Source organism: Alsobacter sp. SYSU BS001988, assembly GCF_054796215.1.
This window is the reverse complement of record NZ_JBTAMK010000004.1, coordinates 296,249-315,891: the sequence shown is the minus strand read 5'-3', so window position 1 is coordinate 315,891 and position 19,643 is coordinate 296,249. Positions and strand designations below refer to the sequence as shown.

Annotated in this window: 25 protein-coding genes; 8 read left to right on the top strand and 17 right to left on the bottom strand. The window is 70.1% G+C overall.

Annotated features, from left to right (window positions below; genetic code table 11):
* Position 1 precedes the first annotated feature (1 nt).
* The 12 genes from olsA to hslV all read right to left on the bottom strand — a co-directional run bounded on the left by olsA (position 2) and on the right by hslV (position 10,034).
* On the bottom strand, positions 2 to 799 hold the full coding sequence (gene olsA / locus ACYVO7_RS11105; RefSeq protein ID WP_460449883.1) for a lyso-ornithine lipid O-acyltransferase: 798 nt from the start codon (positions 797 to 799) through the stop codon (positions 2 to 4).
* Between the two features lie 10 nt (positions 800 to 809).
* Positions 810 to 1,187 carry a Fur family transcriptional regulator gene (locus ACYVO7_RS11100; RefSeq protein WP_406858702.1) on the bottom strand — a complete coding sequence of 126 codons (378 nt, stop codon included), beginning with the start codon at positions 1,185 to 1,187 and terminating at the stop codon, positions 810 to 812.
* 136 nt (positions 1,188 to 1,323) lie between these two features.
* A complete protein-coding gene (locus ACYVO7_RS11095; RefSeq protein WP_460449882.1) occupies positions 1,324 to 1,800 on the bottom strand; it encodes a GNAT family N-acetyltransferase in 477 nt (158 codons plus the stop codon).
* A gap of 28 nt (positions 1,801 to 1,828) precedes the next feature.
* Complete coding sequence (gene tsaB, locus ACYVO7_RS11090) at positions 1,829 to 2,512, bottom strand: tRNA (adenosine(37)-N6)-threonylcarbamoyltransferase complex dimerization subunit type 1 TsaB (RefSeq protein ID WP_460449881.1); 684 nt, start codon at positions 2,510 to 2,512, stop codon at positions 1,829 to 1,831.
* A 24-nt stretch (positions 2,513 to 2,536) separates the two neighbouring features.
* Positions 2,537 to 3,157, bottom strand: coding sequence for a malonic semialdehyde reductase (locus ACYVO7_RS11085; protein WP_460449880.1), 621 nt, complete (start codon positions 3,155 to 3,157; stop codon positions 2,537 to 2,539).
* A gap of 134 nt (positions 3,158 to 3,291) precedes the next feature.
* The gene (locus tag ACYVO7_RS11080; RefSeq protein ID WP_406855612.1) at positions 3,292 to 3,861 is read right to left on the bottom strand and encodes a NifU family protein; all 570 of its coding nucleotides are present in this window, start codon (positions 3,859 to 3,861) and stop codon (positions 3,292 to 3,294) included.
* A gap of 114 nt (positions 3,862 to 3,975) precedes the next feature.
* Entirely contained in the window at positions 3,976 to 4,473 is a 498-nt protein-coding gene (locus ACYVO7_RS11075) for a universal stress protein (RefSeq protein WP_406855611.1), read from the bottom strand.
* Positions 4,474 to 4,554: 81 nt separating this feature from the next.
* A complete protein-coding gene (gene trpS / locus ACYVO7_RS11070) occupies positions 4,555 to 5,595 on the bottom strand; it encodes a tryptophan--tRNA ligase (RefSeq protein WP_460449879.1) in 1,041 nt (346 codons plus the stop codon).
* A 75-nt stretch (positions 5,596 to 5,670) separates the two neighbouring features.
* A complete protein-coding gene (gene murJ / locus ACYVO7_RS11065; protein WP_460449878.1) occupies positions 5,671 to 7,215 on the bottom strand; it encodes a murein biosynthesis integral membrane protein MurJ in 1,545 nt (514 codons plus the stop codon).
* Between the two features lie 28 nt (positions 7,216 to 7,243).
* Entirely contained in the window at positions 7,244 to 7,957 is a 714-nt protein-coding gene (locus tag ACYVO7_RS11060) for a hypothetical protein (RefSeq protein WP_460449877.1), read from the bottom strand.
* Positions 7,958 to 8,097: 140 nt separating this feature from the next.
* Positions 8,098 to 9,405: an ATP-dependent protease ATPase subunit HslU gene (hslU, locus tag ACYVO7_RS11055; protein WP_460449876.1), complete on the bottom strand. Its 1,308-nt coding sequence runs from the start codon at positions 9,403 to 9,405 to the stop codon at positions 8,098 to 8,100.
* A 74-nt stretch (positions 9,406 to 9,479) separates the two neighbouring features.
* Positions 9,480 to 10,034, bottom strand: a complete 555-nt coding sequence (gene hslV / locus ACYVO7_RS11050) for an ATP-dependent protease subunit HslV (RefSeq protein ID WP_460449875.1) — start codon at positions 10,032 to 10,034, stop codon at positions 9,480 to 9,482.
* A 225-nt stretch (positions 10,035 to 10,259) separates the two neighbouring features.
* Between hslV and hisB the strand changes: the two genes are divergently transcribed.
* Genes hisB through coaA form a run of 7 tightly spaced genes read left to right on the top strand, consistent with a single transcriptional unit; the run spans position 10,260 to position 14,878 of the window.
* Positions 10,260 to 10,847, top strand: a complete 588-nt coding sequence (gene hisB / locus ACYVO7_RS11045; RefSeq protein ID WP_460449874.1) for an imidazoleglycerol-phosphate dehydratase HisB — start codon at positions 10,260 to 10,262, stop codon at positions 10,845 to 10,847.
* Positions 10,848 to 10,907: 60 nt separating this feature from the next.
* Positions 10,908 to 11,408, top strand: coding sequence for a DUF2628 domain-containing protein (locus ACYVO7_RS11040; RefSeq protein ID WP_460449873.1), 501 nt, complete (start codon positions 10,908 to 10,910; stop codon positions 11,406 to 11,408).
* Positions 11,405 to 12,055 (top strand): imidazole glycerol phosphate synthase subunit HisH, encoded by a 651-nt coding sequence (gene hisH, locus ACYVO7_RS11035; protein WP_460449872.1) that lies wholly within the window; start codon positions 11,405 to 11,407, stop codon positions 12,053 to 12,055. Before ACYVO7_RS11040 ends, hisH begins: the two co-directional genes overlap by 4 nt.
* The gene (gene hisA, locus ACYVO7_RS11030; RefSeq protein WP_460449871.1) at positions 12,043 to 12,801 is read left to right on the top strand and encodes a 1-(5-phosphoribosyl)-5-[(5-phosphoribosylamino)methylideneamino]imidazole-4-carboxamide isomerase; all 759 of its coding nucleotides are present in this window, start codon (positions 12,043 to 12,045) and stop codon (positions 12,799 to 12,801) included. The genes hisH and hisA overlap by 13 nt, the downstream gene beginning before the upstream one ends.
* Positions 12,794 to 13,567 (top strand): imidazole glycerol phosphate synthase subunit HisF, encoded by a 774-nt coding sequence (gene hisF, locus ACYVO7_RS11025; RefSeq protein ID WP_460449870.1) that lies wholly within the window; start codon positions 12,794 to 12,796, stop codon positions 13,565 to 13,567. Before hisA ends, hisF begins: the two co-directional genes overlap by 8 nt.
* Positions 13,567 to 13,887: a phosphoribosyl-ATP diphosphatase gene (locus ACYVO7_RS11020; RefSeq protein ID WP_406855601.1), complete on the top strand. Its 321-nt coding sequence runs from the start codon at positions 13,567 to 13,569 to the stop codon at positions 13,885 to 13,887. The genes hisF and ACYVO7_RS11020 overlap by 1 nt, the downstream gene beginning before the upstream one ends.
* A 31-nt stretch (positions 13,888 to 13,918) precedes the next feature.
* Entirely contained in the window at positions 13,919 to 14,878 is a 960-nt protein-coding gene (coaA, locus tag ACYVO7_RS11015; RefSeq protein ID WP_460449869.1) for a type I pantothenate kinase, read from the top strand.
* A 51-nt stretch (positions 14,879 to 14,929) separates the two neighbouring features.
* On the opposite strand, the gene ACYVO7_RS11010 is transcribed toward coaA, so the two are convergent.
* From ACYVO7_RS11010 to ACYVO7_RS10990, 5 genes are read right to left on the bottom strand one after another with little or no spacing between them, the layout of a single operon-like run.
* A complete protein-coding gene (locus tag ACYVO7_RS11010) occupies positions 14,930 to 15,928 on the bottom strand; it encodes an adenosine kinase (protein ID WP_460449868.1) in 999 nt (332 codons plus the stop codon).
* Positions 15,929 to 15,984: 56 nt separating this feature from the next.
* Complete coding sequence (locus tag ACYVO7_RS11005) at positions 15,985 to 16,365, bottom strand: helix-turn-helix domain-containing protein (RefSeq protein ID WP_460449867.1); 381 nt, start codon at positions 16,363 to 16,365, stop codon at positions 15,985 to 15,987.
* On the bottom strand, positions 16,362 to 16,937 hold the full coding sequence (locus ACYVO7_RS11000) for a Smr/MutS family protein (RefSeq protein ID WP_460449866.1): 576 nt from the start codon (positions 16,935 to 16,937) through the stop codon (positions 16,362 to 16,364). Before ACYVO7_RS11000 ends, ACYVO7_RS11005 begins: the two co-directional genes overlap by 4 nt.
* 10 nt (positions 16,938 to 16,947) lie before the next feature.
* On the bottom strand, positions 16,948 to 18,168 hold the full coding sequence (mltA, locus tag ACYVO7_RS10995; RefSeq protein ID WP_460449865.1) for a murein transglycosylase A: 1,221 nt from the start codon (positions 18,166 to 18,168) through the stop codon (positions 16,948 to 16,950).
* Positions 18,169 to 18,175: 7 nt separating this feature from the next.
* The gene (locus ACYVO7_RS10990) at positions 18,176 to 18,883 is read right to left on the bottom strand and encodes a Tim44/TimA family putative adaptor protein (RefSeq protein WP_460449864.1); all 708 of its coding nucleotides are present in this window, start codon (positions 18,881 to 18,883) and stop codon (positions 18,176 to 18,178) included.
* A gap of 245 nt (positions 18,884 to 19,128) precedes the next feature.
* Here ACYVO7_RS10990 and secB point away from each other — a divergent pair, with 245 nt between their 5' ends.
* Complete coding sequence (gene secB, locus ACYVO7_RS10985) at positions 19,129 to 19,611, top strand: protein-export chaperone SecB (protein WP_406855594.1); 483 nt, start codon at positions 19,129 to 19,131, stop codon at positions 19,609 to 19,611.
* The last annotated feature ends 32 nt before the right edge of the window (positions 19,612 to 19,643 follow it).

The following is a 19,643-nucleotide window of genomic DNA, read 5'->3' as shown; positions in this document are numbered from 1 at the left end:
CTCAGACGGGCTCGCGCCCCGTCACCAGCCGCGCATAGGCCCGCCGGACGGCCGCTTCGGCCAGCCGTGCGACCTCCTTGCGGTCAGAACCGGGCCCGAACGGGATCGGCTCGCCCCACGCCACCACGGCGTCGATGGGCCGCCCCGCCATGATCGGGGCGAGGTGCGGGATCAGGTCCATGTCGCCATACCAGGCGATCGCGGCGCGGCCCTCGCGCCCGACCGGGATCCCGCCGCGGCGCGGATAGGCCACCGTCACGGGCTGGACCATCACGCGCGCCTCGTGCCCGGCGTCCGCGATCGCGTCGCGGGCGGCTCCGATCAGCGACGACCGGAACGGCAGGACGCGGTTGCCGTCGCTGGTGGTGCCCTCGGCGAAGAGCACGATGGCGTCGCCGGCCGAGAGCCGCTCGGCGATCTCGCGATTGGCCTCGGCCGCGCCCTTGCGGCGCGTGCGGTCGATGAAGATCGAGCGCTGGAGGCGCGCGAAGGCGCCGAACACCGGCCAGGTGCCGACCTCGCGCTTGGCGATGAAGGACAGCGGCTCCAGCGCCGAGATCACGCTGATGTCGAGCCAGCTCGTGTGGTTGGAGACGATCAGGAGCGGACGGGCCGCGCTCGGCGCGCCCTCCTGCGCGACCCGGACGCCGAACAGGAGGCAGACATAGCGGTGGAACGCCCGCGGCAGAGCGTGCGCCATGCGCCAGCCGAAGCGGATCGCCAGATGCTGCAGCCCCATCATGGCGAGGGTGACGGGAACGAGGGCGGCCAGCACGATCGCGATGCGAAGGCGGCGCATGGCGGGCCGGTCAGCCCTTGCGGTCGTCGTCGAGCGGGACGGCGTAGAGTTCGAGCCGGTGATCCACGAGGCGGTAGCCGAGCCGGCGCGCCACCTCGGCCTGCAGCCGCTCGATCTCCTCCGAGCGGAACTCCACCACCTGGCCGGTGCGCAGATTGACCAGATGGTCGTGGTGCTCGTCCGGCGTGCGCTCGTAGCGGGCGCGGCCGTCCTTGAGGTCCAGCCGGGCGATGATGCCGCTGTCCTCGAGCAGCTTCACGGTGCGGTAGACGGTGGAGATCGAGATGCCCCGGTCGATGGCGTGCGACCGGCGGTGCAGCTCCTCGACGTCCGGGTGGTCCTCGGCCTCGGCCAGGACGCGGGTGATCACCCGACGCTGCCCGGTCATCCGCAGCCCCGCCGCGATGCAGCGCTGCTCGATGGGGTTGTTCCTGGCCTGCCGGGTGGGGCTCACATCGGCTCCGCTGATTTGCAACTGGCTCGCCCTTATAGGAAAGGCGGGCCGCCGCGTCCACCGGGGCCGCTCAGTCGAGCTCGCGCTTGAGCACCAGCGCGGTCGCGGTCGAGCCGTCCGGCTTGCGGTAGTAGCCCTTGCGCTGGCCCACCTCCTCGAAGCCGAGCCGCCCATAGAGGGCCCGCGCCGGCGCGTTTCCCTCGTCGACCTCGAGGAACAGCCGGCGGATCCCTAGGCCGGCGAGGCGGCCCAGATGCGCCTGCAGCAGCCTCCTGCCGAGGCCGGCGCCCCGCCGGCGCCGCGCCACCGCGATGGTGAGGATCTCGGCCTCGTCGGCGGCCGTCCGCGACAGGACGAACCCATCGAGGCCGGCGCCGCGGCCGATCCCCTGCCCGACCACCGCCTTGTCCAGCAGCATCGATTCGCAGTCCTGGGCGGACCAGGACGCGTGGAATCCCTCGGCGTGCAGCTCCGCCATCGCGGCCGCATCCGCCATGCGCAGGCCCCGGACGCTGGGCGCCGGCGGTGTCAGGAACGGAAGGCGCATCTCCGCGCGGTCTCCGGTCGGTCGCGGATCAGCGGCGCGGGATCCTGACGTGATCCTGGGGCTTGGCGTCGGGCGAGCGCAAGTAGAACGGCTTGGCGAGCGCGCGCTCCGGGACCGCGGCGAGCCCCAGCCGCGCCACCCAGAGCACCTCCGGCGCGGCGGCCGTGTCGACCACGGCGGCGTCCAGCCCGGCGGCCCGGGCCTCGGCGCACAGCGCGTTCGCGCCGGAACCGATGAGCAGCACCGGGCCGTTCCCGATCTGCCGCACGGCGTCGCGCAGGCCCATGATCTGCGGCGCGATGATGGAGCGGCCGCCGCGGGCGACCACCTGGCAATAGATCTGCCCATGCCGGGCGTCGATGGCGACTCCGACCAGGGCGCCTCCGGCCGCGCCGATCAGCGGCGCGGCGTAGGCCGAGAGGGTGGTGACGCCCACCGCCGGGACGCCCGTGGCCAGCGCGATGGCGCGCGCCGCCGAGATCCCGACCCGCAACCCGGTGAAGCTGCCCGGGCCGACCGTCACGGCCACGCGGTCGATGGAGGCGAAGCCGCCCTCGACCGCGTCCATGACGCGCTCCAGCATCGGCATCAGCGCTTCGGCGTGGCCCCGCTGCATGGGCTCGCTCTCGATCGAGAGCGGCAGGTCGGACCCGCTGTCGAGCACGCAGGCCGAGCAGGCTTCGAGCGCGGTATCGATGGCGAGGATGCGCACCGGCGTCTCCAGGGGCGACCGCAGTCACGCGATGGAGCAGAACTCCTCAAACTCGAGACGCGGTGAGCGCGGGAACAGCCCCGCGGCCGAACCATAGCCCAGATTGCAGATGAAATTCGACTTGATCTTTCCATCCGGGAAAAAGGCCGCGTCCAGGCCCGCTCTGTCGAAGCCCGACATGGGCCCGCAATCGAGCCCAAGGGCGCGGGCGGCCAGGATCATGTAGGCGCCCTGCAACGAAGAATTGCGGAAGCCGGTCTCCTCGATGGCGGCCGGCTTGCCGGCGAACCACGACCGTGCGGTCTGGTTGTGTGGAAAGAGTTTGGGCAGGTTCTCGTAGAATTCGAGGTCGTAGCCCACGATGGCGGTCACGGGCGCGGCGAGGGTCTTGGCCCGATTGCCTTCGGACAGATGCGGCGCGAGCCTGGCCTTCGCCTCCGCCGACTTCACGAAGACGAAGCGGGCCGGGCCGCTATTGGCCGCGGTCGGACCCAGGCGCACGAGTTCGGCGAGACGGCGCAAGAGCGCGTCCGGCACCGGCGTCGGCTGGAAGTCGTTGTAGGTGCGGGCGTCGACGAAGAGCTGGCGCAGGGCGGCGTCGCTGAGCGGGCCCTTGGCGAGGGCCGGGGCGTCGAGAACGGTCATGGGCGGGATCCTGGACTTCAAGGCGCGCAGGCGTGAGCGCGGCGCCCTGAATCAGATAGGGGCCGCCCCGGGCAGGGCAGCCCCCATCGGCGCAACGCAAACTTTGCCGCGCCGCAAGCAAGAGCCTCGGCGGATCAGACCGCCTGGACCTCGCGCACGTCCGGCAGGAAGTGGCGCAGCAGGTTCTGGATGCCGTGCTTCAGGGTCGCGGTCGAGGACGGGCAGCCCGAGCAGGAGCCCTTCATGGTCAGGTAGACGACGCCCTCGCGGAAGCCCTTGAAGGTGATGTCGCCGCCGTCGCCGGCCACCGCGGGGCGGACGCGGGTCTCGAGCAGCTCCTTGATGGTCTCGACGGTCGCGGCGTCCTTCTCGTCGAAGAACTCCGTGTCCGGGGCGTCCTGCGCGTCCATGCCGTCGGCCTGGCCCTCGAACAGGGCCTCGCCGGACATGAAGTGCTCCATGATGGCGCCCAGGATCGCGGGCTTGAGGTGCTGCCATTCGCCGTCGCCCTTGGTGACGGTGACGAAGTCCGAGCCATAGAACACGCCCGCGACGCCCGGCACGGCGAAGAGGCGGCGCGCCAGCGGCGAGCGCTCGGCCGCGCGCGCGTCGCGGATGTCGAGCGTGCCTTCCGGCATCACGGCGCGGCCGGGCAGGAATTTCAGCGTGGCGGGATTGGGGGTGGCTTCGGTCTGAATGAACATCGGTCTCTCCTCACGCGACCGGTTCAAGGCCGGCGGTGACTGCGTCGCTGCGAACGAATTCTATCACATGATGTGGCGCGCCGGGCCGTCCGAATCAATCCGGAAAGGCGCGCACTAGGCCAGAGCGTCGATGTCGGCGTCGCGAAGCGCGCCCGGGACGATGGCGATCGGGATCGGGAAGGACGCCGCCGTCTTGCCGGCCAGATGGGTCACGAGCGGCCCCGGACCCTCGCTGCCGGATCCCGCCGCGACCACCAGGAGGGAGATGTCCTCGTCCTCCTCGATGAGGGCCAGGATCTCGTCCGCCTTCGGGCCGGTGCGGATGATCTGCTCGGGCTCGATCCCGGCGATGGCGCGGGCGCGGGCGGCGGCGGCCTCGAGCCGCTGGCCGGCCTCTTCGGCGGCCTCGGCCTCCATCAGCGAGCCCACGCCGAGCCAGTGCTGGAAGTCGGCGGGCGAGATCACGGCCAGCAGCGCCAGCGAGGCTCCGACGCGGCCGGCCCGCCTCGCGGCGAAGTAGAGCGCCCGGTCACACTCCTCGCTGTCATCGACGACGACGAGGAATTTGGGGCGGTGTCCCGCCTCGTAGGACCGTCTCGGCTTCAGGGTCATACCGGCTGGCCATCCTGGGTAGGGCCGAGTCGGGCCATGCTGACAGGCGCCGCCGCGGCCCACAAGGGCCGAGGTCTCGGTTCAGCGGCGACGCACCAGGCCCAGGATGTCCTTCACGGCGGCCATGGTGGGGGCCGCGATGGCGCTGGCGCGCTGCGCCCCGTCGGCCAGCACGGAGTCGATATAGGCGGGATCGGCCTGGAGCCGCTTCATCTCGGAGCCGATCGGCCCGAGCTTGGCGACCGCCAGGTCGACCAGCGCGCCCTTGAAGGTGGAGAACTGCGCCCCGCCATACTCGGCCAGGATCTCGGCCTTGGTGCGCTTGGAGAGCGCGGCGAAGATGCCGACGAGGTTCTCGGCCTCGGGCCGCTTGGAGAGGCCGGCCTCCTCGGAGGGCAGCGGCTCCGGATCGGTCTTGGCCTTGCGCACCTTCTGGGCGACCGCGTCGGCGTCGTCGGAGAGGTTGATGCGCGAATAGTCCGAAGGGTCGGATTTCGACATCTTCTTGGAGCCGTCGCGCAGGCTCATGACGCGGGTGGCCGGGCCCTGGATCAGCGGCTCGGGCAGCGGGAAGAAGCCCTCGCCGTGCCCCTGGGCCTCGATCGAGGCCGAGAAGTCGTTGTTGAACTTCTGGGCGACGTCGCGCGCCAGCTCGAGATGCTGCTTCTGGTCCTCGCCCACCGGAACATGGGTGGCGCGGTAGACCAGGATGTCGGCGGCCATCAGGGTCGGGTAGGCGTAGAGCCCCACCGAGGCGTTCTCGCGGTCCTTGCCGGCCTTCTCCTTGAACTGGGTCATGCGGTTGAGCCAGCCGATGCGGGCCACGCAGTTGAACACCCAGGCGAGTTCGGCGTGCTCGTGCACTTGGCTCTGGTTGAAGACGATGTGCTTCCGGGGGTCGATGCCGGCGGCGATGAAGGCGGCCGTGACCTCGCGGATCTGGGACGTCAGGGCGGCCGGGTCCTGCGGGACCGTGATGGCGTGCAGGTCCACGACGCAATAGATGCAGTCATGGCTGTCCTGGAGCGCCACGAATTTCGTGATGGCCCCGAGATAGTTTCCCAGGTGCAGGTTGCCGGTCGGCTGCACGCCGGAAAACACGAGCGGTTTGAAGGCGGCCATTCTGAAGTCTCCCAAGTCGGCGCGCTTATGGCGAGTTCGACGGGAAGGCGCAAGGGGAAGCAGGACTTGCGCCCGTCAGGGCGCGCGCTTGCGCCAGCGCGCCGCCCCCATGGCGAGGGCCAGCCCGGCATAGAGGGCGGCGCCGCCGGCGCAGAGCCCGGTGAGCGCGGCGGCGCGGACCAGGGCCGGCTGGCCGGCGTCGAGCCAGCCGGCCAGAGCATGCCGTCCCGCGACGACGGCCGCCGCCATGCCGAGCGCCGCCGTCGTGCAGACGGCGCAGCGGCGCAGCGCCTCCCGTCCCGGCGTCCAGCCCTGGAGGCGGGCCAGGAAGGCGGCGAGCGCCAGCGCGTCGACGAGGGCGCCCAGGGAGACGGCGCCCGCCACCCCCGCCACGCCGGCCGCCGGCTGGAGCGCCAGTCCGGCCAGGATCGTGACCGCGAGCGCTGCGGCCGCGGCGATCATGGGCGGCCGGACGGCCTCGCGGGCCAGGAAGGCCTGGGCGAACACGCGCGCGGCGGCCGCGGCCGGAAGGCCGACGCTCAGCGCCGCCAGGGCGCCGGCGGTCGCCGCCGCGTCGGCGGGCGAGAAGGCGCCCCGCTCGAACAGGATGCTGGTGATCGGGCCGGCCAGGACGGCGAGGCCGGCGGCTCCCGGGATCGCGAGCGACAGGGCGGCCAGGAGAGCCCGGTCCAGCAGAGGCCCGACCGCCCGATGGTCGCCGGCGCGCGTGAGGCGGACGATCTCGTTCAGCAGCACGATCCCGGCGCCGGCCGCCACGAAGCCCAGCGGAAGCTGGAACAGGCGGTCGGCGTAGTGCAACTGCGCGAAGGAGGACGGCTCGCGCGACGCGAGCTGCAGGGCGGCCAGGATCGACAGCTGCGCCGACGCGGCCGTGACCACGCCCGGTCCCGCCAGCGCCAGGAAGCGCCGAAGCTCCCCCGACAGGCGCGGCCTGACCCAGGCCGGCCGCGACTGCCCGCCGAACAGGGCCGCGCCGGTCGCGAGCAGCTGCGCCAGGCCCGCCGCCGACACCGCCATGGCGACCGTCAGGCCGACGCTCTCGGGCGGCGCGGGCGAGCGGGCGAGGCCCAGCAGGACGAGCACCAGCACGGCGTTGACCAGGACGGGCGCGAGCGCCGCGATCCGCAGGCGTCCCTGCGCGGCCAGGATGGCGGAGGCCAGCGCCGAGAGCGAGCTCGCCGCGATCAGGGGCGTGGTCCAGCGGGAGTAGGCCGTGGCGAGGGCGAGGCGGTCCGGGTCGTCCGCGAAACCGGAGGCGAGCCCCAGCACCAGCAGCGAAGCGGCGGCCTCGGCGAGGCCGACCACCGCGAGAAGCAGGAGCGCGAGCCCGGCGAGCGCCTCGCCGGCGAAGCGCCTGGCGGCGTCCGGACCGTCGCGCGCCGCGAGCCTGCCATGCAGGGGCACGAAGGCGCCGTTGACGGCGCCCTCGCCGAGGACGCGGCGGACCAGGTTGGGGATGCGCAGCGCCACCAGGAGCGCGTCGGCCGCCGGGCCGGCTCCGAGCGACGCCGCGATCAGCACGTCGCGGGCGAAGCCGAGCAGCCGGGACAGGATGGTGGCGGCGGCAATCGTAACGCTTGTCCTCGCGATGCTGCTCACACGAGGCTCTGCTTCATACTGGCCGTCATTAGCTTCCCAGAGAAATGGAAAGATACTCGCTACAAGGGGTCGGGTCCATGGTCCAGCCCACGACAGCATAGTTGGTCGGTGTACCAAGCATGGCAAAGAGGCGAATGTGAACGACGTAGTAGTAGCCGCCTCCTGGGCTTTTCTGTTTGCTAAGGCTGAACTCGTGCAAAAATTTCGACGGCAGGTCACGAGCATCTATACCGCCAACATATTTAAGACATGACGTGAGGTCGTCAAAATCGACGTCAGAAATAAATGGCTTGAAATCTGCCAGCCCTATTCGAGAGACGATGATGCCATGTGATATCTTCATGAGCATCTCAGAAAATGAGGGTAAATGAAAAATTCCTGATGTATATGATTTGCCTGCTCCTCCTAACAAATGATAAAAATCGGTCGATCCGTTCGTACAGTGGAGAACGGGCATCTCAGGGCCGCTCAGAGTAAAGCATGTTGCTGGCTTATACTCAGGTAATATCACTGGAATTAACGGCAGGCTATTCAGATCAACTCGAGTTTTCCGTTTCAGCCCGTCCTCATCAGTTGTGTCCAAATCTACAAATGGTGGAGTCCTATCTTTGCGCCGCAGCCGAAGCTTCGCGCGCAGAATGGATAACCCTTTTAGAGCCGTTTCCTCTATCTTGTGCGTTCGCAGCCGGCATGTCTCGCAGCTTGCTTTTCCCAGCACTAAAGCTTCGCTTTCACCCGACATATTTAGGAAGCCGCCTAGTCCACGCGGTATAACGTGCTCGCGTGAAAGTGAGGCGCCCTTAGACCTACAATATATACACTCGTCGAACCGCTTGAATTTCCAGCCCATTTGCCTAAATCCGGTGATTTATGGGTCGGTAATCATAATATGAAGCGGCTGAGGTCGGCGTTGCGGGCGAGGTCGCCCACCGCCTTCTCCACATAGGCGGCGTCGATCGTGATCGTCTCGCCGGAGCGGTCGGGCGCGGTGAAGGAGATCTCGTCGAGGATCCGCTCCATCACGGTCTGGAGCCGGCGTGCGCCGATATTCTCCACCGAGCCGTTCACCTCGACGGCCACCCGGGCGATCGCGTCGATGGCGCTGTCGGCGAAGTCGAGCGTCACCCCCTCGGTCGCCATGAGGGCCACATATTGCTTGACCAGGCTCGCCTCGGTGTCGGTGAGGATGCGGCGGAAATCCTCCTCGTTCAGCGAGCTCAGCTCCACCCGGATCGGCAGGCGGCCCTGCAGCTCCGGCAGGAGGTCGGACGGCTTGGAGACATGGAACGCGCCGGACGCGATGAAGAGCACGTGGTCGGTCTTCACCGGGCCGTGCTTGGTCGCCACGGTGGTGCCCTCGATCAGGGGCAGCAGGTCGCGCTGGACGCCCTCGCGGGAGACGTCCGCGCCGCCCCGGTTCTCGCGGCCGCAGATCTTGTCGATCTCGTCGAGGAACACGATGCCGTTGTCCTCCACCTGGCGGATCGCCTCGGCGACGATCTGCTCCTGGTCGAGGAGCTTGTCGCTCTCCTCGGCGACGACAGGCTCGTAGGCGTCCTTCACGGTGGTGCGGCGCGTCTTGGTGCGCCCGCCCATCGCCTTGCCGAAGATGTCGCCCAGCGAGATGGCGCCCACGGACGCGCCGGGCATGTTGGGCAGCTCGAACATCGGCATGCCGGCCTGGCCCTGCGCCACCTCGATCTCGATCTCCTTGTCGTCGAGCTCGCCGGCCCGCAGCTTCCTGCGGAAGGCGTCGCGGGTGGTCGCGCTCGATCCCGGACCCACGAGCGCGTCCAGCACGCGCTCCTCGGCCGCCTTGTGGGCGCGCGCGCGGACGTCCTTGCGGCGGGCGTCGCGCACGAGCGAGATGCCGATCTCGACGAGGTCGCGGACGATCTGCTCGACGTCGCGGCCGACATAGCCGACCTCGGTGAACTTCGTCGCCTCGACCTTGAGGAAGGGCGCGTTGGCGAGCCGCGCGAGGCGGCGCGAAATCTCGGTCTTGCCGCAGCCCGTCGGGCCGATCATCAGGATGTTCTTGGGCAGGACCTCCTCGCGCATGGGGCCCTGCAGCTGCTGCCTGCGCCAGCGGTTGCGCAGCGCGATGGCGACCGCGCGCTTGGCGTCGCGCTGGCCGACGATGAAGCGGTCGAGTTCGGAGACGATCTCGCGGGGAGAGAATGTGGTCATCGCCCTACCTGGCGCGTTGCGGGACAATATGGGTGGGAGCAAGGGAGTGGAGGGATGGGGCCCGCCGGGGCGCCTCAGGCGGCGTCGAGGCTCTCGATGGTGAGCTCGCCATTGGTGTAGACGCAGATCTCGGCGGCGATGCGCAGGCTCTTGCGCACGATGGCCTCGGCATCGAGGTCCATGTCGGAGAGCGCCCGGGCGGCCGCCAGCGCGTAGTTGCCGCCGGAGCCGATCGCCATGACGCCGTCCTGCGGCTCGAGCACGTCGCCGGTGCCGGACAGGACGAGCCCGACCTGCCGGTCGGCGACGAGCATCATGGCCTCGAGCCGGCGCAGATAGCGGTCGGTCCGCCAGTCCTTGGCGAGTTCGACGCAGGCGCGCATGAGCTGGCCGGGATACTGCTCCAGCTTCGCCTCGAGCCGCTCGAACAGCGTGAAGGCGTCCGCCGTGGCGCCGGCGAACCCGACGATGACGTCGCCCTTGCCGAGCCGGCGCACCTTGCGGGCGTTCGACTTCATGATGGTCTGGCCGAGGCTGACCTGCCCGTCGCCGCCGATGACGACCTTGCCGCCCTTGCGGACCATCAGGATCGTTGTGGCGCGCCAGCGCCCGTCGTCATGTTCGGCCATCTCGTCGTTCCAGCAGGGACGCATCCGGTCGACGCGTCGGGATGAAGGACGCGCACGGCGTTCCGGCCGGCGCAGTCCCTCATGTAGGCGTTCGGCGCCCGGAGACCAACCCGGGGTCGGGCTGCCCAGGGATTCGGCGCCGAGGTGGCGTTCAGGCACGCGAGTTGCTAGAAGCGGCCGGCGGGCCACCCTTTCCGATCATGCGCGCCCGCTGGAGACCACGCCATGCGTTCGGCGAGCGTGTCGCGCAAGACGGCCGAGACGGAGATCTCGGTGAGCCTGAGCATCGACGGAAGCGGCGAGGCCCGCATCCAGACGGGCGTCGGGTTCTTCGACCACATGCTCGAGCTCCTGACGCGCCACGCCCTGTTCGACGTCACGGTCGAGGCCAAGGGCGACCTGCATGTCGACCAGCACCACACCGTCGAGGACGTCGGGATCGCGCTCGGCCAGGCCTTCGCCCAGGCTCTGGGCGAAAAGCGCGGCATCCGCCGCTACGCCAGCATGCACCTGCCCATGGACGAGACGCTGAGCCGGGTGTCGATCGATATCTCCGGGCGGCCTTTCCTGGTGTTCCGGGCGGCCTTCACGCGCGATGCGATCGGCGCCTTCGACACCGAACTCGTACGCGAGTGGTTTCAGGCATTTGCAACGAATGCGGGCATCACGCTCCATGCGGAGACGCTCTACGGCGACAACAACCATCATATCGCCGAAAGCCTGTTCAAGGGTCTGGCGCGAGCCTTGCGGGAGGCTTGCGCGGTGGACCCGCGGGAAGGCGAGCGGGTCCCCTCCACCAAAGGGGCGTTGTGAGCCACGGCGGGGCGAGGCTCCCGTGAGCCGCCCCGCACGACTGCTCGAGAGAGGCGCGACATGACGACCTATTCGGTTCACCTGCCGGCCGAGGCCGCGCCCGGATCGCCGGCCGGACTGGAACGCGCCGTGCTGGTGAAAGAGGGCTTCCACTGGCTGGCGCTGTTCTTCCCGCTGATCTGGCTGCTGGCGAACCGGCTCTGGATCGCCTTCCTGGCCCTGCTGGCCCTCACGGTGGCGCTCGTCTTCGTCGGCCGCGCGGCCGGGCTCGGGGACGGGGCGATCGGCGTTCTGGACGTCATGCTGGGCCTCTTCGTGGCGATCTCAGCCTCCGACCTGAAGACCTGGGGCCTGGCGCGGCGGGGCTACGCCCTGCGCGACGTCGTGACGGGAGCGTCGCGCGACGAGGCGGAACGCCGCTTCTTCGACCGCTGGCTGTCGCGCGCGACGGAAGTACCGACTCGGCTGGGCGGGAGCCCCGGCCCCGCGCCGTCGCAAGCGGCCCGGCCGCAGCAGCCTCAGGTGCTCGGGCTCTTTCCCGACGCCGGGAGCGCCCGATGAGCGTCGTCATCATCGATTACGGGTCCGGAAACCTCCACTCCGCCCAGAAGGCCTTCGAGCGCGCGGCCCGGGAGGCGGGCCTGGACGTTCCCGTGCTGGTGACCTCCGACCCGCAGGCCGTGCTGGACGCCGAACGCGTCGTGCTGCCCGGCGTGGGAGCCTTCGCGGATTGCCGGGCGGGCCTCGACGCCGTTCCCGGCATGGTGGACGCGCTGGAGGAGGCCGTGCGACGCAAGGGAAAGCCTTTCCTGGGAATCTGCGTCGGCATGCAGCTGATGGCCACGCGCGGGCTGGAATACGTCACCTCGCGGGGGCTGGACTGGATCCCGGGCGACGTCACCCTGCTGGAGCCGTCGGACCCGTCGCTGAAGATCCCGCATATGGGCTGGAACACGCTCGACGTGCGGCGCGAGCATCCCGTGCTGGCCGGGGTCCCGACGGGGCCGGACGGCTGGCACGCTTATTTCGTGCACTCCTATCACCTCGCCGCCTCGGACCCTGCGACGGTCGTGGCGGAATCGGACTATGGCGGCCCGGTCACGGCGGTCGTCGGACGGGACAACATGGCCGGCACGCAATTCCATCCCGAAAAGAGCCAGAAGCTGGGCCTCGCCCTGATCACGAATTTCCTGAGGTGGCGCCCGTGATCCTGTTTCCCGCGATCGACCTGAAGGAAGGCCGCTGCGTTCGCCTGGTCCAGGGCGACATGAGCCAGGCCACCGTCTTCAACGACGATCCCGCCGCCCAGGCGGCCGCCTTCGAGGCCGAAGGGTTCACGTGGCTGCATCTCGTCGATCTCGACGGCGCCTTTGCGGGCCGGCCGATGAACGCCGCGGCGGTGGAAGCCATCCTCGCCCGCGTGTCGCTGCCGCTGCAGCTCGGCGGCGGCATCCGCGACATGAAGACCGTCGAAGGCTGGCTGACCCGCGGCGTCCGGCGGGTGATCATCGGCACCGCGGCGGTGCGGGATCCCGACTTCGTGCGCGAAGCCGCCCGGCGGTTCCCGGGCCAGATCGCGGTCGGCATCGACGCCCGCGAGGGCCGCGTCGCCGTCGAGGGCTGGGCCCGGATGTCCGAGATGTCGGCCGAGGACCTCGGCCGCACCTTCGAGGACGCCGGGGTCGCGGCGCTGGTCTACACCGACATCGCCCGGGACGGCGTGCTCACGGGGTTGAACATCGAGGCGACGCTGGGCCTGGCGGCGGCGGTCGGCATTCCGGTGATCGCCTCGGGCGGGCTCGCGTCGCTCGACGACGTGCGGCGCATGCTGCAGCCGGACTGCGCCGTGCTCGAAGGCGCGATCAGCGGACGCGCGCTCTATGACGGCCGCCTCGACGCCCGCGAGGCGCTGGCGCTGATCCGCAGCGCGGCGCAGGATCCCGCCCATGCTTAAGGTCCGGGTGATCCCCTGCCTCGACGTGAAGGACGGGCGCGTGGTGAAGGGCGTCCAGTTCGTCGGCCTGCGCGACGCGGGCGATCCGGTCGAAAGCGCGATCGCGTATGACGCCGCCGGCGCGGACGAGCTGTGCTTCCTCGACATCACGGCCAGCCACGAGCGTCGCGGCACGCTGATCGACGTCGTGACCCGCACGGCGGAGGCCTGCTTCATGCCGCTGACGGTCGGCGGGGGCGTCCGCACGGTCGAGGACATCCGCACCCTGCTGCTGGCCGGGGCCGACAAGGTCTCGATCAACACGGCCGCTGTGACGGACCGCCAGTTCGTGCGGCGGGCGGCCGAGAAGTTCGGCGTGCAATGCATCGTGGTGGCGATCGACGCCAAGAAGGTCTCCGGACCTGGCGAGGACGACCGCTGGGAGATCTTCACTCATGGCGGCCGCACGCCCACCGGCATCGACGCGATCGCCTTCGCCGAGGAGGTGTGCGAGCTGGGCGCGGGAGAGATCCTGCTCACCTCCATGGACCGGGACGGCACCAAGTCGGGCTACGACGTGGCGCTCACCCGCGCGGTCTCGGACGCCGTACCGGCCCCGGTGATCGCATCCGGCGGCGTGGGCTCGCTCGACCACATGGTGGCGGGCGTCCGCGACGGCCACGCCAGCGCGGTCCTGGCCGCCTCGATCTTCCACTTCGGCGAACACACCGTGCTGGAAGCCAAGCAGAAGCTCGCGGCCGCGGGGCTGCCCGTGAGGATCGACTGATGGCGTTCACCCTGGCGGACCTGGAAGCCTATCTGGCGGAACGCGCCAAGGCGTCCCCGGACGAATCCTACACGGCCAAGCTGATCGGCAAGGGTCCGGCCCACGCCGCCAAGAAGCTCGGCGAGGAAGCGGTCGAAACCGTGATCGCGGCGGTCGAGGGCGATCTGCGCGCCTTGAAGATGGAAAGCGCGGATCTGCTGTATCATCTCTTAGTCGTGCTTCGCGCGAGAGGGCTGCCGTTGCAGGATGTTCTTGACGAACTCGCCCGCCGCACGGCGCAATCCGGGCTTCAGGAGAAGGCGTCGCGCCCGCAAGGGTGATGCGTCCCCCGCCCATCAGAGGAGCGCGCGCATGAACGAGCGCGTCACGCCGGCCAGCGACGAGCTCTCTCCGTACCGCGTGTTCACGCGAGACGAATGGGCGGCCCTGCGCGCCGACACGCCGCTGACGCTGGGCGTCGAGGATCTGCTGAAGCTGCAGTCGCTGCACGATCCGATCTCGCTCGAAGAGGTCGTGGCGATCTATCTGCCGCTGTCGCGCCTTCTGTCGCTCTACGTCGCCGCCACGCAGGGGCTGTTCAAGGCGACGCAGCGCTTCCTGCTCGCCGAGGACGGGAAGGTGCCCTACGTCATCGGCATCGCCGGATCGGTCTCGGCCGGCAAGTCGACCACCGCGCGCGTGCTGCGGGCGCTGCTGTCGCGCTGGCCCAACACCCCCAAGGTGGACCTCGTCACCACCGACGGCTTCCTCTACCCGAACGCCGTCCTCCAGCGCGAAGGGCTGATGGAGAAGAAGGGCTTTCCGGAAAGCTATGACGGCCTCGCGCTGACGCGCTTCCTGTCGCAGGTGAAGGCGGGCGAGCGGAAGGTGCGCGCGCCGGTCTACTCCCACCTGACCTACGACGTGATGCCGGAGGAGTTCGTGACGGTGGACCGTCCCGACATCCTCATCGTCGAGGGCCTCAACGTGCTTCAGCCGAGCCGCGCCCGGGACGGCCGGACGGTGCCCTTCGTGTCCGACTTCTTCGACTTCTCGGTCTATCTGGACGCCGACGAGGACCTGCTCGAAAAGTGGTACGTGTCGCGCTTCATGACGCTGCGGCAGACCGCCTTCCGGGATCCCCGGTCGTTTTTCAAGAAATACGCCGAACTGACCGACGAGGAGGCCGAGGAGGTGGCGCGCGCCATCTGGCGGCGCACGAACCTGCCCAACCTGCGGGACAACGTGCTGCCGACGCGGCCCCGGGCGAGCCTCGTGCTCACAAAGGGCGCGAGCCACCGCATCGAGAAGGTGGCGCTCCGCAAGCTCTGACGGCCGCAAAGCCCTGCGCCGCCGGCGCCTGTTTCACGTGAATCAGGCGGCTCAGAGAAGGCCCTCTTCGCGGGCGAGGTCGAGCAGCGGCGCCTCCGGCCGGGCGCCCACATGCTGGATGACCTCGGCGGCCGCGAGTCCGCCCAGCCGGGCGCAGGTCACAGCGTCGAAGTCCCGCGCCAGGCCGAACAGGAAGCCGGCCGCGAACAGGTCTCCGGCCCCGGTCGTGTCGACCAGCTTCTCGATCGGATGGGCGTCGACGGCCTGCGTCTCCTCGCGGGTGACCACGAGGCAGCCCTCCTCGGAGCGGGTCACGACGCCCAGCAGGTCCTCGTCCCGCAGCGCCGAGACCGCGGTGGCGAAATCGGCGGTCTGGTAGAGGCTGCGCAGCTCGCTCTCATTGGCGAACAGGATGTCGACGGCGCCGGAGCGCATCAGGTCGAGGAACTCGTCGCGGTACCGGTCCACGCAGAAGCTGTCGGAGAGCGTCAGGGCGACGCTGCGGCCGGCCACATGGGCGAGTTGCGCGGCGCGGCGGAAGGCCTGCTTGGCCTGCTCGCGATCCCACAGATAACCCTCGAGATAGACGATCCGCGAAGCCGCGACGGTCTCGGGATCCACGTCCTCGGGGCCGAGATTCTGGCACGCGCCCAGATAGGTGTTCATGGTGCGCTCGCCGTCCGGCGTCACCAGGATGAAGCTGCGCGCCGTGGCCGGGCCGCTGGCGGAGGGCGCGGTCGGGAAATGGACCCCGATCGAACGGATGTCATGGGTGAAGTGGCGGCCCACCTCGTCGGCCTTCACCTTGCCGATATAGGCTCCCCGCCCCCCGAAGGACGCGACTCCGACGATGGAGTTCGCCACCGATCCGCCGGAGATCACCGTGGCGGGCCCCATGGCGTCGAACAGGCGCTCCGCCTCGGGCTCGTCGATCAGCCGCATCGCCCCCTTGTGCAGGTTGTGGGCGATAAGGAAATCGTCCTCCGTACGCGCAAGAACGTCCACGATGGCGTTTCCCAGGCCGAGGACGTCGTAGAGCGGAGCAGTCATGAGGCGTCTTTCCGATGATGAAGGGCGGCCCGTGGTGACACCCGGGCCGGCGGCGGTCAAGCGCGGTCGGGCCGGGAGCGCTTCTGCGCCCGGTCCAGGATGGCGTCGATCGCGGCCAGATCCGCGCCGTCCAGGTCGCCCACGCACCGGGCCAGGCGGTTGGCCAAACGGGTGGCGGCGGGCGCGAGCCCGGCCGTGTCCACCGTGATGCGGGGGTGGGACAGGTCCGCCAGCCGCAGGAGATCCTCGGCGTCGTCCCAGATGATGTTGAAATACTGGATCACGCGCTGGACGAAGCCCCAATTGGGACGCCCGCGGCGGCCGTGTTCGAGCGCCGACAGATAGGTCGGCGTCACGCCGAGGGCCTCGGCCATGTCCTTGAGGGCCAGTCCCCGCTCGGCGCGCAGCGCGCGCAGCCGCTCGCCGAAGGGCGTCATGCTTCGCCCGGGGCTCGCCGCCGCCGGATCCTCACATAGAGCGCGCCCGCGCCGCCGTGGTGCTGGGCGGCTTCCTCGAAGCCGACCACGAGAGGCCTCAGGTCCGGCAGCCGCAGCCAGTGCGGGACCGTCCGGCGCAGCACGCCGCGCTCGTCGAAGAGGCCGCCGCGGTCCTGCGCGCCGCCGCCCTTGCCGGTCACGACGAGCACCACCAGGAAGCCCTGGGCCTGCGCGCCGTGCAGGAACCCCCGCAGCGCGTCATGCGCCTCGGCCTGACGCATGCCGTGCAGGTCGATGGAGGCGTCGATCGGATGGGAGCCGCGCGACAGCCGCTGGCGCAGGCGCCGCTCCAGCGGCGCGAGCGGAGTGACGGGCGCCGGCGCCGGCCTGGCCTTTCGGAACGCGGGCGGCGCGGGCGGAGGCGGCTTGGCCGCGCTCGCCGGTTCGGGAGCGGGGGCGGGAGCGGGGGGAGGGTCCGGACGGACCTGCCCCGGCATGGGGGCGACATGGCGCGTGACATGCGCCCACAGCGCGACCTCGTCGCCCGTCAGGGTGCGGCGGCGGCGGGTCATCCCGGACGGCTCACGACCGGGGCTCCAGCACCACGAAGCGGCCAGGATGCCGGACCAGCCCGGCCTGGGTTCCGGCCTCGGCGCCCGAGCCGAAGAAGATGTCGGCCCGGGCCGGGCCCAGGATCGCCGATCCGGTGTCCTGCGCGATCATCAGGCGCGACCACGCCGAGGCAGCCGCGGAGGTCAGGTCGGCGTCGATCCAGAACGGCAGGCCGTAGCTCCACAGCCCGCGGTCTACCGCGATGGAGCGGCCCGGGGTCAGCGGAACCGAGGCGGCGCCGATCGGACCGGCCGCCGGGTCCATGCCCTGGCCGATGGCGAAGAAGACATAGGAGCGGTTCATCCGCATGATGCGGCGGGCCTCGGCCGGATTTTGACGCAGCCAGGCCTTCAGCCGCTCCAGCGACATCTCCTCCAGGGTCATGCGCCCCTCCGAGACGATGATGCGTCCGATGGAGGCGTAGGGGTGGCCGTTGCGGCCGGCATAGACCATGCGCAGGACCGAGCCGTCCGGAAGGCGCACGCGGGCCGATCCCTGCACCTGGGCGAGGAAGAGCTCGACGTCGTCCCGCAGATACAGAAGCTCCAGCCCTCGGCCCGCCAGGGCGCCGTCCTGGATGGCGGCGCGGTCCGCGTAGGGCTCCAGCCCGGCGGGCGTCCGGCGGGCGGCCGCCAGCGCGGGATCCAGCCCGCCGCGGTCGCCCCCGGACGGGATCGTGACGAGGTCGTCCGGCCGGCCCAGAACCGGCGTGGGGAAATCGGGGCTTGGCGTGAGCGAGCCTTCCACCTCAGGCTCGTAGTAGCCGGTCAGGAAGCCCTGGCCTTCGCGGGGCGCGATCTCCAACGGCTGGAACCGCGTTTCGAAGAACAGCCTGGCCTGCTCCGGGCCGACGTCGCGCATCGCGAGGGCCGCCTGGCAGACGTCCAGCAAGGCCGGCGCCGGGGCGAGGCCCGGCCGCAGCGCCGGGGTCGCGTCGGTCAACGTCCGGCAGGTGCGCAGGAAGGTCGCGAAGGCGGCCGCATGATCGTCGCGCGCCCAGCCGGCCAGCGCTCCGAAGTCGACGGGGCGAAGCGTCGACCCGCCGGGGCCTTCGCGGCTCTGTGGGGAAGGCGAGGACATCGGGGCGGTCTCGGCGGAAGGAAGCGGAGCGGGAGCGGCGAAAGCGAGCGCCATGGCCCAGGCGCAGCCGCCGATGGCGACGATAGCCCGGAGCGGCCGCCAGCGCGCCATCGCGCCCTCAGTGACCGGCTTCGGTCGCCACGAGCTTCCAGTTGGGATCGCGGGAGCCTGCGTCGCGGGCGAAGGTCCAGACATCCGTGACGTCCACGACCTTGTCGGGCGCGCCGTCGACCACGGCGCCGGTCCGGTCGCGCGTGGCGGTGATCAGCTTCGACAGGAAGCGCACCGTGATCTGGGCCGAGCGGCCGCGCAGCTGGGCGTCCACCAGCTCGGCCTTGTCGATCGACACGAACGTGGTCTCCACCTTCTCGCCGCGCTTCTCGCGCTCGCCGATGGCGGCCACGAACCCGTCATACACGTCCTTGGAGAGGAGCTCCTTCAGCGCCCGCCGGTCGCCGGCGGCGAAGGCCGTGACGATCATCTCATAGGCGCTCTTGGCCCCTTCGCGGAAGCCGCGGGCGTCGAAGCCGTTTTCGGCGGCCGCGATGGCGTCGAGCGACGCGGCCAGCGGGGTGCCGGGCTCGGCCACGCCTTTCCACCGGTCGGGGTCGCGCTGCCCCAGTTCGGGAGCGGGGCTCTCGGGCGCGCGGTCGAGGCGGACCACGTTGGAATCATTGGCGGCGGCGGGCGCCTGCGGCTCCGCCCGGCGCATCATGGGGGGCCTTTCATTGCCGGTCCGTGTCCCGAGAACCGACCGGAGACGCCAAATCACGAACACGGCCAGAGCCAGAAAAATGATCGTGGTGATGTCGAAGGAATCCTGCATCGCTCGGTCGTCTCGTCCTGCATCGGCCCCGCGCCGAAACTCGTGCACGCCTTATATGGACCTTCACGGCGTCAACATCCACCCGCGGTCCCGCTGGAAGTCGCGTCCGGAAGGAATCATGGCGCGCCGCCGTCCTTGTGGCCCACCGGGTTCCGTGATAGCCCGCCCCGCGAAGGACCGGAACGCCGGTCCGCACGCCCACACAGCTTACGGTCGGCCAGGGGGCCGCCAGCAGGAGACGACCCATGGCCAACGGAAACGGCGCCGGCGGCGCACCCGAGCAGGATATGGCGCCGGCGCTCAACGCGCTCGCCCAGTACATCAAGGATTTCTCGTTCGAGAACCCGAACGCGCCGCGTTCGCTGACCCCTCAGGCCAATCCGCCGCAGATCTCGATCTCGGTGAACGTCAACGCCAAGCAGCTGTCGGACACCGATTTCGAGGTCGAGCTGACGCTGGAGGGCAAGGCCGGCGAGGCGCCCGAGCTGCTGTTCAGCTTCGAGCTGCTCTATTCGGGCATCTTCCGGATCCAGAACATCCCGCAGGAGAACGTCCATCCGGTCGTGATGATCGAGTGCCCGCGCCTGCTGTTCCCGTTCGCGCGCCAGATCGTCGCCGACGCGGTCCGCAATGGCGGTTTCCCGCCGCTCTTCATCGACCCGATCGACTTCGCGGCGCTGTTCCGCCAGCGCATCTCCGAAGTTCAGGGCCAGCCCGCGAACGCTTGATCGCGGCGCAGAGAATCGCAAGCATGGAAGCC

Excerpts from the sequence above, each read along its gene's own strand:
- ACYVO7_RS11085 (WP_460449880.1), bottom strand. The coding sequence starts at position 3,157 with ATGACCGTTCTCGACGCCCCGGCCCTCGCCAAGGGCCCGCTCAGCGAC.
- hisF (WP_460449870.1), top strand. The coding sequence starts at position 12,794 with ATGCTTAAGGTCCGGGTGATCCCCTGCCTCGACGTGAAGGACGGGCGC.
- ACYVO7_RS10990 (WP_460449864.1), bottom strand. The coding sequence starts at position 18,883 with ATGCAGGATTCCTTCGACATCACCACGATCATTTTTCTGGCTCTGGCC.
- ACYVO7_RS11095 (WP_460449882.1), bottom strand. The coding sequence starts at position 1,800 with ATGCGCCTTCCGTTCCTGACACCGCCGGCGCCCAGCGTCCGGGGCCTG.
- mltA (WP_460449865.1), bottom strand. The coding sequence starts at position 18,168 with ATGGCGCGCTGGCGGCCGCTCCGGGCTATCGTCGCCATCGGCGGCTGC.
- hslU (WP_460449876.1), bottom strand. The coding sequence starts at position 9,405 with ATGACCACATTCTCTCCCCGCGAGATCGTCTCCGAACTCGACCGCTTC.
- hisH (WP_460449872.1), top strand. The coding sequence starts at position 11,405 with ATGAGCGTCGTCATCATCGATTACGGGTCCGGAAACCTCCACTCCGCC.
- ACYVO7_RS11060 (WP_460449877.1), bottom strand. The coding sequence starts at position 7,957 with ATGTCGGGTGAAAGCGAAGCTTTAGTGCTGGGAAAAGCAAGCTGCGAG.
- ACYVO7_RS11100 (WP_406858702.1), bottom strand. The coding sequence starts at position 1,187 with ATGACCGGGCAGCGTCGGGTGATCACCCGCGTCCTGGCCGAGGCCGAG.
- ACYVO7_RS11020 (WP_406855601.1), top strand. The coding sequence starts at position 13,567 with ATGGCGTTCACCCTGGCGGACCTGGAAGCCTATCTGGCGGAACGCGCC.
- secB (WP_406855594.1), top strand. The coding sequence starts at position 19,129 with ATGGCCAACGGAAACGGCGCCGGCGGCGCACCCGAGCAGGATATGGCG.
- hslV (WP_460449875.1), bottom strand. The coding sequence starts at position 10,034 with ATGGCCGAACATGACGACGGGCGCTGGCGCGCCACAACGATCCTGATG.
- trpS (WP_460449879.1), bottom strand. The coding sequence starts at position 5,595 with ATGGCCGCCTTCAAACCGCTCGTGTTTTCCGGCGTGCAGCCGACCGGC.
- ACYVO7_RS11000 (WP_460449866.1), bottom strand. The coding sequence starts at position 16,937 with ATGACCCGCCGCCGCCGCACCCTGACGGGCGACGAGGTCGCGCTGTGG.
- coaA (WP_460449869.1), top strand. The coding sequence starts at position 13,919 with ATGAACGAGCGCGTCACGCCGGCCAGCGACGAGCTCTCTCCGTACCGC.
- ACYVO7_RS11080 (WP_406855612.1), bottom strand. The coding sequence starts at position 3,861 with ATGTTCATTCAGACCGAAGCCACCCCCAATCCCGCCACGCTGAAATTC.
- olsA (WP_460449883.1), bottom strand. The coding sequence starts at position 799 with ATGCGCCGCCTTCGCATCGCGATCGTGCTGGCCGCCCTCGTTCCCGTC.
- ACYVO7_RS11040 (WP_460449873.1), top strand. The coding sequence starts at position 10,908 with ATGACGACCTATTCGGTTCACCTGCCGGCCGAGGCCGCGCCCGGATCG.
- hisB (WP_460449874.1), top strand. The coding sequence starts at position 10,260 with ATGCGTTCGGCGAGCGTGTCGCGCAAGACGGCCGAGACGGAGATCTCG.
- ACYVO7_RS11010 (WP_460449868.1), bottom strand. The coding sequence starts at position 15,928 with ATGACTGCTCCGCTCTACGACGTCCTCGGCCTGGGAAACGCCATCGTG.
- ACYVO7_RS11005 (WP_460449867.1), bottom strand. The coding sequence starts at position 16,365 with ATGACGCCCTTCGGCGAGCGGCTGCGCGCGCTGCGCGCCGAGCGGGGA.
- ACYVO7_RS11075 (WP_406855611.1), bottom strand. The coding sequence starts at position 4,473 with ATGACCCTGAAGCCGAGACGGTCCTACGAGGCGGGACACCGCCCCAAA.